This is a genomic window from Bradyrhizobium sp. AZCC 1577, assembly GCF_036924575.1.
GTDB lineage: Bacteria > Pseudomonadota > Alphaproteobacteria > Rhizobiales > Xanthobacteraceae > Bradyrhizobium.
Genome location: NZ_JAZHRQ010000001.1, coordinates 760652 through 775853, shown reverse-complemented (window position 1 = coordinate 775853; position 15202 = coordinate 760652). Strand labels below are relative to the sequence as shown.

Below are 15202 nucleotides of genomic sequence, written 5' to 3'. Positions count from 1 at the left end.
GTCGTCTTCTCCGAATGATTACCTCGCATCTGGTCGAGCCGCTGTTCGCGCGCGTCGCGGAACCGCTCAATTCCAATCGTCATGGCGTGTCCCGCTTTGGGGTCACATTCAATGATTAACTGGAATGATATCAACCCCAAGCACGCGTTCTATGCGCAATTTGCCGCGCATCGCGAAAGCGATGGCCATGAGCATCGTTCGGAGCCCGCTGGAACCTTCTTGCAGGTCAGGGCCGGACACTGCCCTTGAGTCCTTCCGCCTTCTTTGCTGCGAGCGCTTCCCTGGTGCGCTGGCTGATCAACCGGCGCTCCTTCTCTGCAGGGGCGGCGTAGAGCAAGAGATCGGCGTCAGCGCCCAAGCACCAACCGCCGCGACAGCCGCATTCTGAAACCTTCCGTTGCTTTTCAATGCCTTAGCTGTGCGATAGCACCGCCGATAGTGCTGCTTCGACTGGACAGGCCAGGGCTTTCGCAGGCATCACTTTACATTCGCATGGAATCAAGCCGGTGACAGAACGCCAACGGAACCGATCATGACCGACCAGCCGAAACGCTCGCGTCTTGCGACTGACGGGATCGCAGCGCCGTTGCGGCACGCGGTGTTCCGGCGCATCTGGCTCGCCAGCCTCGTTTCCAACCTGGGGATCTTGATCCAGGGCGTCGGCGCGGCCTGGGCGATGACGCAGATGACTGCTTCGGCCGACAAGGTCGCGCTGGTGCAGACCGCGCTGATGCTGCCGATCATGCTGATCTCGATGCCGGCCGGCGCCATCGCCGATATGCACGACCGCCGCATCGTCGCGCTGGTCTCGCTCGGCATCGCGCTTGTCGGCGCAACCGCGCTCACGGTGCTGGCGTGGCTCGGCCTCGTTACGCCGAATATCCTCCTGGCGCTGTGCTTCGTCGTCGGCAGCGGCATGGCGCTGTTCGGGCCGGCCTGGCAGGCCTCGGTGACCGAGCAGGTGCCGGCGGAGACGCTGCCGGCGGCGGTCGCACTCAACGGCATCAGCTACAACATTGCGCGCAGCTTCGGTCCGGCGATCGGCGGCATCGTAGTCGCCACATCAGGCGCCGTGGCGGCGTTTGCCGTCAATGCGGTGCTGTATCTGCCGCTGATGGTGGTGATGTTTCTGTGGAATCGCGCCAACGAGCCGTCGCGCCTGCCGCGCGAACGGCTCAACCGCGCCATGGTCTCCGGCGTGCGCTACATCACCAATTCGCCGTCGATCAAGATCGTGCTGACGCGCACGCTGGTCACCGGCATCATTGGCGGCTCGGTCTCGGCGCTGATGCCGCTGGTCGCCCGCGATCTCCTGCATGGCGGCGCGCAAACCTACGGCATCATGCTCGGGGCCTTCGGCATGGGCGCGGTGTTCGGCGCGCTGAATATCGGCGAGGTACGGCGGCGCATGAGCGGCGAGGCCGCAGTACGCGCCTGCGCGATATCGATGGCCGGCGCGATCGCGGCGGTCGCCCTGAGCACCAACGCGGTCCTGACGGCGATTGCGCTCGTGCTCGCTGGCGCGGTGTGGATGCTGGCGGTCGCCCTGTTCAATATCGGCGTGCAGCTCTCAGCGCCGCGCTGGGTTGCGGGCCGCTCGCTGGCGGCTTTCCAGGCGTCGATCGCCGGCGGCATTGCGGTCGGAAGCTGGGGCTGGGGACACCTCACCGACCTCGCCGGCGTGGAGATTGCGCTATTGGTTTCGGCTGGCCTGATGCTGATCTCGCCCCTGCTCGGCATCTGGCTGCGCATGCCGCCGGTCGGCGCGCGCAACGAGGATGCCACCGAACTGCTTGCCGATCCCGAGGTGCGGCTGTCGCTCACGGGGCGCAGCGGACCGCTGGTGGTCGAGATCGAATATCGCGTCGCGCAGGATAACGCGCGCGCGTTTCACAATGTGATGCAGGAAGTGCAGCTCAGCCGCCAGCGCAACGGCGCCTATGGCTGGTCGATCGCGCGCGACATCGGCGACCCCGAATTATGGACCGAGCGCTACCATTGCCCGACCTGGCTCGATTATCTGCGCCAGCGTAACCGTGCGACGCAGTCCGAGCGCGCCCTGCACCAGCGCGCGATCGACTTTCACCTCGGGCCGGAGCCGATCCGCGTCCGCCGCATGCTGGAGCGGCCGTTCGGCTCGGTCCGCTGGAAGGAAGATACCCCCGACCGCGCCGCCAACGAGGTCTTGCCGGTGGTCGCGACCGCAGCCGGCAGCAGCACCTGATCCATCGATAAGGGCGACGCGCCGCGGCCATTGGGCGCAGAAATGGCGCGGGAATAAATCAGCCCAACTTGATTCAGCGTACCGCCGACACCGCGCCACCGATTTCCTGCGACTAAAGTGCAAGACGTCGGTGCGCCGCCGAACGCGAACAGGTCCTGCTTCGCGCCTGCGAGATAGCAACGTTACCCTGCCAATTGAGCGATTCATAACGAGCCCGCGCACTTCCCGCTTGCCAAAATGCCGCGCAAGCCTTTGACTTGTCGTTGAGACAAACAAGCCTGCGGCGACAGCGGGCGACATCTCAACCGGGAGGAGCTCATGAGCAAGCGTAGCGATACAAAAACGACGCGGCGCCGTTTCCTGACGGCCGCGGCCGCCGGCGGTGCGGCGATTGCGATGCCACAAGTCAGCCGGGCGCAGACGGCGACCTTGAAGATGCAGGGCTCGTGGGGCAAGGCCGACGTCTTCAACGAGATGGCCGAAGATTATGTGAAGCGCGTCAACGAGATGGCGGGAGGCCGGCTGCGTATTGACTATCTGGTGGGCGGTTCGGTTGTGCATCCGTTCCAGGTATTCGACGGCGTGCATGGCGGCCAGATCGACGCGGCCCATACGGTGACCGTCTACTGGTACGGCAAGCACAAGGCCGCATCGCTGTTCGGCACCGGGCCGGTGTTCGGCTTTAATGCCAACGAGGGTCTTGGCTGGATTCACAACGGCGGTGGCAAGGAGCTGTTCGAAGAACTCCAGACCCAGATCATGAAGGTCAATATCAAGAGCTTCTTCGCAATGCCGATGCCGACCCAGCCGCTCGGCTGGTTCAAAAAGCCGATCACCAGTGATGCCGACCTGAAGGGGCTCAAGTACCGCACCGTGGGTCTGGCTGCCGACTTGTTCCAGGTGATGGGCGCCTCTGTCGCGCAGCTTCCGGGCGGCGAAATCGTGCCGGCCATGGAGCGCGGCGTGATCGATGGATTCGAGTTCAACAACCCGACATCGGACAGGCGCTTCGGCGCGCAGGACGTCGCCAAAAACTACATGTTAGGCAGCCACCATCAGGCGACGGAATATTTCGAGATCATGTTCAACCGCACGAAATACAATGCGCTGGCGGCCGAGCAGAAGGCGATCCTGCAGTATGCTGCAGAGGCAGTCTCCTCCGCCAACGAATGGAAGGGGATGGACTATTACTCCAAGGACCTGCAGGAGCTGATCAACAAGGACAAGGTCAACGTCCAGCGGACGCCGAAGTCCGTATTCGATGCGCAGATCAAGGCATGGGACGGCTTGATCGCCCAGCTCGGGTCGGATCCATTCATGAAGAAGGTGATGGACTCGCAGAAGGCATGGGTGCGCCGCGTGGTTTACTACAACATGACCAACGCGACGGATTATCGTGGCGCCTTCGAGCATCACTTCCCGGGTGTGCTCAAGGTCTGACGAGCTCGCAGCGCTTGATCGGCGGTACGAATAATGGGCGGCGCGGTTGACGCGCCGCTCAGCCAGCAACTGGGGGACATCCGGATGTGCGATTTACCGCGAGCTCAACTCGCATGAAGAAATTTCTGTTTTTCATCGATGAACTCAGCACATGGGTCGGCAAGGCGTTCGCCTGGCTGATTCTCGTCCTCACGCTCGGTGTCAGCTACGAGGTGTTCATGCGCTACGTGCTGCGTGCGCCGACCACCTGGGCGTTCGACATCAGCTACATCACCTATGGCGCGATGTTCCTGATGGCCGGCGCCTATACGCTGTCGCGCAACGGCCATGTGCGCGCCGACGTGGTCTACCGCCTCTGGTCGCCGCGCACGCAGGCGACGATGGATCTCATTCTTTACATTCTGTTCTTCCTGCCGGCGATTGCGGCATTGATGTATTCGGGCTGGAATTATGCCGATATGTCGGTGCGCTTCCGCGAAGTCAGCATCTTCAGTCCGGCCGGCGTGCCGGTGTTTCCGCTGAAAGCGCTGATCCCGATCACCGGCTTCCTTTTGTTTCTGCAGGGGCTCGCTGAAGTGATCCGCTGCGTGCTGTGCATCCGCACCGGCCGATGGCCGCAACGCCTGCACGACGTTGAGGAGACCGAAAGCCTGATCATCCGCGAGCATCAACAGCAGCAGGCAGCAGCGGAGCCAAGCGAGAGGGGGGCGGGCGCATGACCGACCCTCAACTCGGCATGTTGATGCTGGGGCTTTTCATCTTCATCATCATGCTCGGCTTCCCGATCGCCTTCACGCTGATGGCGATGGGCGTCTCGTTCGGCTACTACGCGTACTACACGCCCGGTCAGGAGTTCTTCCAGAACCGCATCTTCACGCTGCTGGTGCAGAAGACGTTCGAGGTCACATCCAGCGACGTGCTGGTCGCAGTGCCGCTGTTTCTCTTCATGGGCTATCTGGTCGAACGCGCCAATATTCTCGACCGCCTGTTCCACTCGCTGCAATTGTCGATGAAGAACGTGCCCGGCGCGCTCGCGGTGGCCACGCTCATCACCTGCGCAATGTTCGCGACCGCCACCGGCATCGTCGGCGCCGTTGTCACGCTGATGGGCCTGCTGGCATTGCCGGCGATGCTGCGCGCGGGTTACGACACCAAGCTGTCGGCTGGCGTGGTCTGCGCCGGCGGCTGCCTCGGCATCCTGATTCCGCCGAGCATTCTCCTGATCGTCTATGCAGCGACCGCCGGCGTTTCGGCGGTCAAGCTCTATGCGGCCGCATTCTTTCCGGGGTTCTTGCTGGCCTTGTTCTATGTCCTCTACGCGATGGCGCGGGCGATCATCAATCCCGCGCTGGCGCCGAAGCTGCCGCCCGAGCAGACCAATGTGCCTCTCAGCACGGTGATCTGGGCGCTCGCCACGTCATTCCTGCCGCTGGCGCTCCTCATCGTCGCCGTGCTCGGCGCCATCCTGTTCGGCTTGGCGACGCCGTCCGAAGCGGCGGCGGTAGGCGCTCTCATGAGCATCGTTCTGGCAGCGGCCTATCGCTCGCTCAACTACACGATGATGCGCGAGTCGGTGTATCTGACCGTGCGCGCGACCGCGATGGTCTGCTATCTGTTCATCGGATCGTGGACGTTCTCCGCGGTGTTTGCTGTCCTCGGCGGACAGTCGGTGGTCGAGCAGTTCTTCACCTCGCTGAATCTGTCGCCGGTGCAGTTCCTGCTGCTGACCCAGATCATCATCTTCCTGCTCGGCTGGCCACTGGAGTGGACCGAGATCATCATCATCTTCGTGCCGATCTTCCTGCCGCTGCTTCCCCAGTACGGCATCGATCCAATTTTCTTCGGCATCCTGGTCGCATTGAACACGCAGACAGCGTTCAATACGCCGCCCGTCGCGATGGCCGCCTTCTATTTGAAGGGCGTGGCGCCGCCGCAGGTGAAGCTCACCGACATCTTCTCCGGCGCGCTTCCCTTTGTCGGCCTGGTCTTTCTCACCATGGCTCTGGTCTACATCTTCCCGGAAATTGCGTTGTGGTTGCCCAGCTATCTCTATGGATCGCGGTGAGCCGGCCCGGTAAAGCGCTGAAAGGATGCGCATGAGCCTCAATGCGCTCGGGCTTGCGGAAGCGGCGGCCGGCATCCGCGACGGCCGGCTCAGCTCAGTGGAGCTTGTCGCCGACTGTTTGAAACGCATCGACGAGGCCGATCGCGACATCGAGGCGTGGGCATTCCTCGATCGCGACTACGCGATGCGGCAGGCCGAGGCCGCCGACGACCATCGCAAGCAGGGCAAGGCCACAGGCCCGCTGCATGGCGTGCCGCTGGGCATCAAGGACATCTTCGATACCGGCGACATGCCGACGGAACTCGGATCCAGCCTGTGGGCCGGACGCACGCCGCGCCGCGATGCGACGGCGGTGGCGCGCCTGCGGGCCGCAGGGGCCGTGATCCTCGGCAAGACGGTGACGACCGAGTATGCCTATTTCAATCCCGGCAAGACCCGAAATCCGCACAACCCGGCTCACACGCCGGGCGGATCGTCGTCGGGCTCCGCCGCGGCGGTTGCGGCGCTGATGGTGCCGGGCGCCATCGGCTCGCAGACCAACGGGTCCGTGATCCGCCCTGCTGCCTTCTGCGGGGTGGTTGGCTTCAAGCCGACACACGGTCTCATTCCACGGAGTGGCGCGCTACTGCTATCGCGGGCACTCGATCATGTCGGCGTGTTTGCGCGATCGGTCGACGACGCAGCACTGCTGGCACAGACGCTTGCGGGTTTCGACGAGGAAGATCCGGATGCGCGCCCTCTTGCCCCTCCCCGCTTTGTCGAAATGGCGGCAAGCGAGCCGCCATTACCGCCGCGGTTCGCCTTCGTGCGCTCGCCCGCGTGGAAGCATGTCGAGCAGGTGACGACGGAGGCGTTTGCCGAATTGGTGGAAGTGCTGGGCGAGCAAGTTTCCGAGGTCGAGATCGGCCCGAGTTTCGACCGCGCTGTCGACATGCACCGCACCGTCATGGAAGTGGAGATGGCGCACAACCTGCATCGCGATTTCGAGCAGGGCGGCGAATCCCTAAGCCAGGTACTGCGCGCGCTGATCGAGCGCGGGCGCCAGGTTCCGGCCGTCGACTACACACGCGCCTTGGCCGGCAGCGCGCCGCTCAACGCGACGCTCGACGGCGTGTTTGGCGAATACGACGCGATTCTGACCCCGTCTGCACCGGGCCCGGCGCCGCGCGGCCTCGACAGTACCGGCAACCCCGTGTTCTGCTCGATGTGGACCTATCTCGGCACGCCGGCGGTGACGCTGCCGCTGCTGCAATCGGACAGCGGCCTGCCCATTGGCGTTCAGTTGATTGGGCGCCGCGGCAACGATGCGCGGCTCCTGCGGACGGCCAACTGGCTAGTCAAAACTCTCGGAAAAGGCGGCCGCGACAGAGCCGCGCCTGCCAAAACCGGTGCCAAGACCCGTGCTAAGACCAGTGCGCGTCGCGCGAAAACAAGGAGCGACAGATGACGAATTTGATCACCGGACTGATCGGCCTCGCCGGTGTCTGCGCTTTTCTCGGCATCCTGCTCTGGTGGATCAAGGCAGTGCCGCTGATCATCATCTGCGTGTTGGTGATGGCGCTGCTGATCTACGATTTCTACCAATCGCTGCGCGCCAACGGAAACGGAGCGGGATAGATCGCGGCCGCCCGGCGCCTTCTACTGCCCGGCGCCCGCTAGCTTCCGCTGGCAGGCCTTGCTGATCCGTGAGCGGTTCTGCTTCAGGCAGGCCAGAATGACCTGATCACCATCCTGCATCTGCGCCCGGCAATACCGCGAGACGTCGCGCGCGCACTCGTCATGCCCCTCTCTTTTTTGTGTTTGTGCCGACACGCTTGAGGCCATCAGGATCAGCGGAATGACGAAAAGGATCTTGGTCATTTGTTATGCCTTCGTAGCCGGGAAACGCGATCAGCGCGCTCTATAGCGTTTTCTGGCGAGGTTGGAACCGGTCCGCGTCAGGAAAACGCGTCAAACAGGAATCCAGCGCGCCAGAATCCCGGCCGCACGCATTTGTGAACGGTGAAATGCCTCGTTCGCGTTGTGAACGCCGCAAAACGAAAAACGCCTGCGTCGCATCGCCGCAAGCGTTCCCGGAAGCCGGAGGGCCGACTATTGCGCGGCGAGCTTGCCCTTCTTCGCCGCGAGATCGCGATCCATCACGGTGCGGCAGCCCGCGCTCAGGTCGGCGCGATGCTTGATCATGCAGGCGGTGATTTTCGGAATATTCGGGATTTCCGAGCTGCAGAGGCGGAATGCGTCGCCGGTGCACATCTGCTGCTGCTCAGAGGTGAAGGCGAAGCTCGCGGTCGACGAAGCAGCGGCGAACGAGGCGGTCAAGGCCAGCACTAGACTGACCTTGCGAACGGCATTGAAGAACACTGCGGTCATTGTCGGCTCCTGTTGGCTCGGCAGGCGAGCCCGTTGTTGGTGGCAGGAGCATGCGCTCGGAACCGCGGGGCGACTGTGACTGACCTCACTCGCGCATAACACCCTCATTTCCTTGTCCTAACCGGCGCTTGTTCGCGAGACGTTAAGACATTGTTGGCATTAATGGCCCGTTGCGTGTGTGTACCCCGAGTATGTGGAAAGAGTAGCGATGCGTAATGCGTTGGGCCTGATGCTGGCCAGTGTAGTGACGGCGCTGGTGATCACCGGCGTTTGGTTCTGGACCTCCTCGCCGCGGGCCGACGCGGTTGCACCCCAAACCGTTGCCGCCCGTGCGGCCGAGCCGGCGCCCGCCGCAGCCAGGCCCGCACTGAGGGACGACGTCGAGACCACGGGCTCGCTCTCGAAGCCGACCCCTGCCCCCGCGCCCATTCCCGCAGCCCAGCCGATGCGATCGGCCTGCGCCAATCCCGACGCACTCGGCGTCAGCCGCACAGTCGTGATCGACACCACCGGCGGCCCCGGCTTCGGCTTCCTGCAATACAAGCAGTTCGACTTCCTGACTGAGAAGGAGGTCGTGCTGACCTTCGACGACGGCCCGTGGCCGACCACGCCCGCTGTGCTCAAGGCGCTATCGGATGAATGCACCAAGGCCCTGTTCTTCCCGGTCGGCAAGCACACGACTTATCATCCCGAGATTCTCAAGCAGGTCGCGACCGCCGGCCACACCATCGGCTCGCATACCTGGTCGCACGCCCATCTCGACGGCAAGAAGCTGACCGAGCCGCAGGTGAGAGAGGAGATCGAGAAGGGCTTTAGCGCCGTGAAGATGGCGCTGGGAACGGCACCCGCGCCGTTCTTCCGCTTCCCGGGGCTCGCGCACACGCAGGCCGCGCTCGGCTATCTCGCCTCGCGCAACATCTCGATGTTTTCAGTTGATGTCGATTCCAACGACTTCAAATCGTCGGGTCCGGACCAGGTGATCCAGAACGTCATGACCAAGCTCGACAAGCAGGGCAAGGGCGTCATCCTGATGCACGATCTGCAGAAAAATACCGCACTGGCTTTGCCGACGCTGCTGCGCCGCCTCAAAGCCGGCGGCTACAAGGTCGTGCAGATGAAGGCCAAGGAGCAGCTCGAAACCCTGCCCGAATATGACGCGATGCTGGTGAAGGACCAGAAAATGCCGGCAGTTGCCAGCCGCCCGATCAGCAGCGTGGTGCAGACGGTTTCGCAGTAAGCCGATAGGCTCAAGCGTCACGCAAAACGCGCCCCTCGGAGTAATCCCGAGGGGCGCGTTTTGCTTTGGCAGTGTTTACCAGTAGATCCCGTGGCGATGCAGCTCGCGGACGATGCGCGCTTCGATCCAGTGGTGCCTGCGGCGCGGCTTCATGTTTCTCGACATGAACGCCGTTCTCCGGGCAACGGGCCTCCCGCGCTCGGCTCTCGACCGCTCAGCGGCCGGCTGTTGAACCTTTGCCGCCACCTTGGGCGCCTCGGCCTTCGATGTCTCAGCCTTCGGAGTCTCGGCCTTGGGCTCGATCGCCGGCCGCTCGACATATTTCGGCGGTTCCGGCGGCTGCGGGACTTCAGCGGTTTTCGGTGCATCGACGGCCTTCGCGGACGCCCGCTCGATGCCACCCAGCGACAAGCTCCGATCCCCAGCCTGAGCAGCAGCGGATGCCAGAACGAATCCTGCGATGAGAATGAGCTTACGCATGTCGGTGTCTCCCCTTGAGGTCGAGGCGGAGACTAGGCCGGGCAGGCGGTGCTTTATGTGAGACAGGTCACGCAACGGAGTTGTGAGCGTGCCTGACGAGTTCTGAGAATTTCGGAAAAGCGTGGTGCCGCAAACAGGACTCGAACCTGTGACCCCGTCATTACGAATGACGTGCTCTACCAACTGAGCTATTGCGGCGGACCGAAGCGGCGTCCGGGCGTTAGCCGCGAACGCCCGCACCTGATATCGGGGAGCGCCCCGATTGGCAAGAAAAACGCTAGGCCTCCGAAACGCTAGCTGCCGCCCCAACGTGACAAAAATCCCCGCCAGCCGCCGGCCTGGGCCTTGGGCGGGGCGAGTTGTTCCGCGAATTCGTCCGCCGGGCCGTCCTCGTCGATACCAGGGTCGTCCGGGGCTCGAATGAGGGGGATTACGGCGGGAATCGAGGCCGGAACCGTCTTTGGAATATCCTGCCGCGAACGGAACAGCGGGGCCGGCTGGCTTGGTACCGGTTCGGCCGGCTTGGGCGGGGCTGGCTCCGGCGTCGGAAGAATGGTGGCTGCTTCGGGGCGGGGAGCCTCGGCGGGAGGCACTTCGGCGACAGCCGCGGGTGGCGGCACATTGTCCTGCGCGGCCGGTGCCGCGGGCGTTTCGGGCGTGACCGGGGCGGCGGGCTCGGCGGGCTGCTCTTCCACGGCCTCGGGCGGTGCAATCACCACGGCACGGCGCGGCGTTGCCAACATGGCTTCCTCGAACGGGGAGGATTCGATCGTGCTCGCCTTGTCGGACGGCAGCGCCGCGACCGGCGTCTGCCACTGGAAGGCATCGAGCCGGCCGGTGACGGGGGAGACCGGCCGCCAGCGATCACTGACATAGCCGTCCGCGGTCCAGGCCGGATCGTGCAGCGCGCGCACCGCGCGCAAGGTCCACGCGCGCGCACGGCCACTATCGCCGTGCTCGGTGCGCTCGATCTCGGCCATCAACAGCGCGACCCGCTGCGTCGGCTGAGCGATGAAGGGCGCCAGCGCCTCGCGTGCCTTGGTAAACTCAGACGCATCGATCGCAGCGCGCGCGATCGCCAGCGCGCCCTCGATGTGACCAGGCACTTTCGCTGCCAGCGTCTCCACCCGCACCAGCCGTTGCCGCGCGGAATCCCCCAACTTCACATGGGCATAGGCATCGGCCAGATCCGGATGCGGCTGCGCCAGCCACGCCGTCTCGACAAGCCGCATCGAGCGCCGCACCTGGTGCGCTTCGCTCTCGAACTTGCTCGCCAGCACCGCGGCGGGCACCAGCGTCGGCGCCAGCTTGACCGCTTCCATCACGCTCTCGCGCGCCAGGTCGCGATCGACCTTTTCCAGTTCGAGCGCGCGCGCGGTCAGCAGCACGCCACGCTGCCGGCGATAGGTCGCCTTGTCGATCAGCCCGGCCGATTGATTGTTGTCGAGGATCTTTAGCGCGCCGCCCCAGTCGCCCTTGGCGCAGCAGAAGCCGAGCACGGCGTGCGATGCCCATGACGACGACGGCGACAGCTTTAGTGCTTCCTCGGCGAGCACGACGGCGGCGACGGGATCGTCGGCGCGCTGCGCCTCGATGAACAGGCCGCGCAAGCCCAACAGCCGCGTGTCTTCACGCTCGGCCATGGCGCGGAAGGCGCGCTGCGCGCCCTCGCGGTCGCCGTCGAGCTGCGCCGATTGCGCGTGCAGCAGCAGGGCCAGCGGATCATGCGCCGCATGCTTTCGCGCAGCGTCCGCGTGGATGCGGGCAGCCGTGGAATCGCCATGGCCGATCGCGAGCAAGCCTTGCGTGATCGCATGCCGGCCGCGGGCCTGACGGCGTTCGCGCCGATTGCGGCGGATCCGTTGCGGTGTGCGCCACAGGCCGCGCAGGGTCGCCCACAGCATCATCGCCGCGACGATGACGATGCCGAGCGCCAGCATGAACACCGGCAGCGTGGTCTGCGCGCGATAGCCGCCCCACGAAAGCACGACATCGCCGGTCTGCTCGGCAATCCAGGCCGCGCCCGCTGCACCGAGCGCGATCAACAGCAGAAACAGAATGATCCGGACCATTGAAATCCTTATTGCGCCGGTTTGGCGAGCACAGCCATGGCCTCAGTCGCAAATTGACGGGATGCGGCCAGCGCGGCGTCGCGCGCATCGGCCGACTCAAGCCATGATTGCGCCGCGGCGCGATCGGCTGGCTCCAGTGTCTTCAATTCTCGCCGCGCCTCGTTGAAATCGTTGCGCAGCGCAGCCGCCGTGATACGCGCCACCACAGCGCCGCGGTCCGTGCCGGCGGTATCGGTGCGCTCGATCTTGACCAGTTTGGCAGCGCCCGCCTGCAAACGATCGACGATGCCGGTGCCGGTGGTGGCGGCGCTCTGTTGGGCCGGCAACAGTTTTGGCACCAGCGCCAACAGTTCCGTGCTCAGCTTGCCGGCGTTCGGCACGCCCTTCTCCGCAAATTCATCGAGCGCCTTCAGCGCTTCGGGATTTGGTGCCAGCGCCTTGGCTGCGGCGAGCGCCGTCGGATAGGGATCGCCGATTCTGACCAGCACATCGAGCAGCGCTGCCGATACCACACGGCGCAGCGGCATATCATCCGCAGGTTTGGCGTCGGCTGTCGTGTCGGCAAGCTTGCTGCCTTGTTGCGCAATCTCGGCGCTTTGCGCCCGCATCTGGCTCTCGACCTTGGCGATGCGTTCGGCGAAAGCGGCGAGATCAGGCGACACGGTGCCGTCGCCGCGCGGCGCCGACTTCACCTCGTTGATGGCAGATGCCAGCTTCTCACTTTGCGCACGCGCCGTGGCGAGTTCCCCGCGCAGCGTCGCGACCGATTTTTCAAGTGCGTCAGTGCGCGCGGCCGCGGCGGGATCGGCCACCGGTTTGCCCACCTTGGATTCGAGGCCGGCGATTTGCGCGGTCAAACCGTCGATGGCGGCGGCGTTGAGCTGTGCGGTCTGCGATACGGAGGCCGGCTGAATCGCGGGCCAGCCCAGCATCCAGCCGACGCCGATCACCAGCGCCGCCGCGACCGCGCCGGAAACCGGCGCGACGACCCAGGGCGACACGGGCCGGGACGGCGGCTCCGCAACCCGTGACTCCTCAACTGGAGCCTCCTCAACCGGCGCTTGGGCGACCTCGGGCGCGGGTTCAGCCTCAGGCTCGGATGGCGCCTCGCCAGCACTCTTGGTCTCGCTCGATACTTCGGAGGCATCGAGATCGATGGTCGGCGGCTCACGCTTCGGCCGCCCCGATTCGGGCAACGATCCAGTGTCTTCGGGCCTGTTATCGACCATCACGCGGTTCCCTTAAGGTGGTTAGATGCCGGAACTTAGCAGAATCGAGACGTCTTAGAGCATGATCCGGCCGTGGCGGCACCGGTTTTCCGATAAGACCATGCTCAGACTTAAAGATTAGGACCCGATCGGGCCTGCAACGCCCGGTCCAGCGCCTCGAACAGGGCGTTTTCATCCGGTGAAACCGCCGTCGTGACCTGGGTCGCGCCGGCGTCCCGCAACACCGCGGCGACGCCTGCCGAAATGCAGCACTGCGGCAGCGCCAATGCCGAGATTTCGACGCCGCCGAAGCGCGCCGCCTCCAGAAACGCACGCGCGCTACGCCGCGAGTAATGCAGCACGGCCTCGACCTCATGCGCCAAGAAAGCGTCAGATATCTCCCGCGGCAGGCTGGGCACCGGCACCATCCGGTAGGTGGTATGCGTCACCACCGTAAAACCCTTCTCCCCGAGTTCGCCGGCAAGGTCGCGCGCGAGGTCGGCGCCGGCAAGGTACAGGATCGGGCTCGTCTTCTTCAGTTGCCTCGATTTCGCGTTCGCCAGCACCAGATCGCGTAACGCGCCGGCGTCGCCCCTGGAGGCGATCACGTCGCCAAACCCCGCATCGCGGGCCGCCGCCGCGGTATTTTCTCCGACCGCGAACAACGGCAGTTTGAGAAGCCGGCTGTCGGCAAGATGGGGCGCGATGGCGCGCAGCGCGTTGGCGCTGGTGACGATGACGACGCCATAGGCCGCGTCCGCATCGTCTTGGAACGGCACCGGCTCGAACCGCAGCATCGGCGCGCGCAGCACATCGAACCCCCGCGCGTGGAGGGCCTTCGCCGTCATCTCATCATCCGGACTTGGTCGCGTCACGAGAACGGCCATATTTCAGATCTCCGCCAAACCGGTTTCAGGCACGCGCAGGCGATTGCACGTTGTGACCTCGTAATGCTACCCGGTTACGGAAGCGTTGTTTTTGGCGATAGCGCAAGGGCTAAACAAGGGTTCAAATTGGACAACGACAAGCCGATGCTGGTGCTGGGTATCGAGACCACCTGCGATGAAACCGCAGCCGCCGTGGTCGAGCGCCAGCGCGACGGAAGCGGAAAGATTCTATCCAATATCGTGCGCTCGCAGACCTCAGAACACGCCCGTTTCGGCGGCGTGGTGCCGGAGATCGCGGCGCGCGCCCATGTCGACCTGCTCGACGGGATCGTCGGCCAGGCCATGGAGGACGCCAATGTCGGCTTCGCGCAATTGTCGGCGGTAGCGGCCGCTGCAGGCCCCGGCCTGATCGGCGGCGTGATTGTCGGACTCACCACCGCCAAGGCCATTGCGATGGTGCATGACACGCCGCTGATTGCGGTCAATCATCTCGAAGCGCACGCGCTGACGCCGCGGCTCACTTGCGCGCTCGTCTTTCCCTATTGCCTGTTTCTCGCCTCCGGCGGTCACACCCAGATCGTCGCCGTGGTCGGTGTCGGCAAATATGTCCGGCTCGGCACCACCGTCGACGACGCGATGGGGGAAGCCTTCGACAAGGTCGCAAAGATGTTGTCGCTGCCCTATCCGGGCGGCCCTGAGGTCGAGCGCGCGGCGGGAAGTGGCGACGCCAAACGTTTCGCCTTTCCGCGGCCGATGCTCGGCCGGCCGGATGCGAATTTCTCGCTGTCGGGATTGAAGACGGCGGTTCGCAATGAGGCCAACCGCCTGGCGCCGCTGGAGCCGCAGGACGTCAGCGACCTCTGCGCCAGTTTTCAGGCCGCGGTGCTGGAATCGACCGCAGATCGGCTGAGCGTCGGCTTGCGACTGTTTCATGAGCAATTCGGCCCGCCCCGCGCGTTGGTCGCCGCCGGTGGCGTCGCCGCCAATCATGCCATTCGCGGGGCGCTGCAGGATGTGGCCTCGAAGGCGCAGACCACGCTGATCATTCCGCCGCCTGCGCTCTGCACCGATAACGGCGCCATGATCGCCTGGGCCGGCGCGGAGCGGATGGCGCTGGGATTGACCGATACGATGGATGCGCCGCCGCGCGCGCGCTGGCTGCTCGACGCCAACGCAACCGCACCGGCCGGCTTCGCCAACACCCGCGCAGGATTCTGAC

14 protein-coding genes and 1 tRNA gene are annotated in these 15202 nt (G+C 64.7%); 8 read left to right on the top strand and 7 right to left on the bottom strand.

The genetic code is table 11. The features are described from left to right. Positions 1 to 532 precede the first annotated feature (532 nt). The 6 genes from V1278_RS03625 to V1278_RS03600 all read left to right on the top strand — a co-directional run bounded on the left by V1278_RS03625 (position 533) and on the right by V1278_RS03600 (position 7346). Positions 533 to 2224: an MFS transporter gene (locus tag V1278_RS03625; RefSeq protein ID WP_334365690.1), complete on the top strand. Its 1692-nt coding sequence runs from the start codon at positions 533 to 535 to the stop codon at positions 2222 to 2224. A 318-nt stretch (positions 2225 to 2542) separates the two neighbouring features. Further along, entirely contained in the window at positions 2543 to 3664 is a 1122-nt protein-coding gene (locus tag V1278_RS03620; protein WP_334365691.1) for a TRAP transporter substrate-binding protein, read from the top strand. 113 nt (positions 3665 to 3777) lie between these two features. Then, positions 3778 to 4383, top strand: coding sequence for a TRAP transporter small permease subunit (locus tag V1278_RS03615; RefSeq protein ID WP_334365692.1), 606 nt, complete (start codon positions 3778 to 3780; stop codon positions 4381 to 4383). After that, positions 4380 to 5729 (top strand): TRAP transporter large permease, encoded by a 1350-nt coding sequence (locus V1278_RS03610; protein ID WP_334365693.1) that lies wholly within the window; start codon positions 4380 to 4382, stop codon positions 5727 to 5729. Before V1278_RS03615 ends, V1278_RS03610 begins: the two co-directional genes overlap by 4 nt. 31 nt (positions 5730 to 5760) lie before the next feature. Next, the gene (locus V1278_RS03605) at positions 5761 to 7176 is read left to right on the top strand and encodes an amidase (RefSeq protein WP_334379725.1); all 1416 of its coding nucleotides are present in this window, start codon (positions 5761 to 5763) and stop codon (positions 7174 to 7176) included. Then, entirely contained in the window at positions 7173 to 7346 is a 174-nt protein-coding gene (locus V1278_RS03600; protein WP_334365695.1) for a hypothetical protein, read from the top strand. The genes V1278_RS03605 and V1278_RS03600 overlap by 4 nt, the downstream gene beginning before the upstream one ends. Positions 7347 to 7367: 21 nt before the next feature. Here V1278_RS03600 and V1278_RS03595 read toward each other — a convergent pair whose 3' ends face one another. Further along, complete coding sequence (locus V1278_RS03595; RefSeq protein WP_334365696.1) at positions 7368 to 7589, bottom strand: hypothetical protein; 222 nt, start codon at positions 7587 to 7589, stop codon at positions 7368 to 7370. Positions 7590 to 7820: 231 nt separating this feature from the next. Continuing rightward, entirely contained in the window at positions 7821 to 8099 is a 279-nt protein-coding gene (locus V1278_RS03590) for a hypothetical protein (protein ID WP_334365697.1), read from the bottom strand. 208 nt (positions 8100 to 8307) lie between these two features. Between V1278_RS03590 and V1278_RS03585 the strand changes: the two genes are divergently transcribed. Then, complete coding sequence (locus tag V1278_RS03585) at positions 8308 to 9336, top strand: polysaccharide deacetylase family protein (protein WP_334365698.1); 1029 nt, start codon at positions 8308 to 8310, stop codon at positions 9334 to 9336. A 75-nt stretch (positions 9337 to 9411) separates the two neighbouring features. Here V1278_RS03585 and V1278_RS03580 read toward each other — a convergent pair whose 3' ends face one another. The 5 genes from V1278_RS03580 to V1278_RS03560 form a co-directional block, all read right to left on the bottom strand. Further along, on the bottom strand, positions 9412 to 9816 hold the full coding sequence (locus tag V1278_RS03580) for a hypothetical protein (RefSeq protein WP_334365699.1): 405 nt from the start codon (positions 9814 to 9816) through the stop codon (positions 9412 to 9414). Positions 9817 to 9938: 122 nt separating this feature from the next. Continuing rightward, positions 9939 to 10014: transfer RNA gene (locus tag V1278_RS03575), tRNA-Thr, on the bottom strand. Between the two features lie 95 nt (positions 10015 to 10109). Next, the gene (locus tag V1278_RS03570; RefSeq protein WP_334379724.1) at positions 10110 to 11888 is read right to left on the bottom strand and encodes a heme biosynthesis protein HemY; all 1779 of its coding nucleotides are present in this window, start codon (positions 11886 to 11888) and stop codon (positions 10110 to 10112) included. Between the two features lie 8 nt (positions 11889 to 11896). Continuing rightward, positions 11897 to 13117: a COG4223 family protein gene (locus tag V1278_RS03565; protein ID WP_334379723.1), complete on the bottom strand. Its 1221-nt coding sequence runs from the start codon at positions 13115 to 13117 to the stop codon at positions 11897 to 11899. Positions 13118 to 13227: 110 nt separating this feature from the next. After that, the gene (locus V1278_RS03560; protein ID WP_334379722.1) at positions 13228 to 13983 is read right to left on the bottom strand and encodes a uroporphyrinogen-III synthase; all 756 of its coding nucleotides are present in this window, start codon (positions 13981 to 13983) and stop codon (positions 13228 to 13230) included. A 144-nt stretch (positions 13984 to 14127) separates the two neighbouring features. Between V1278_RS03560 and tsaD the strand changes: the two genes are divergently transcribed. After that, entirely contained in the window at positions 14128 to 15201 is a 1074-nt protein-coding gene (tsaD, locus tag V1278_RS03555) for a tRNA (adenosine(37)-N6)-threonylcarbamoyltransferase complex transferase subunit TsaD (protein WP_334369082.1), read from the top strand. Position 15202 lies beyond the last annotated feature (1 nt).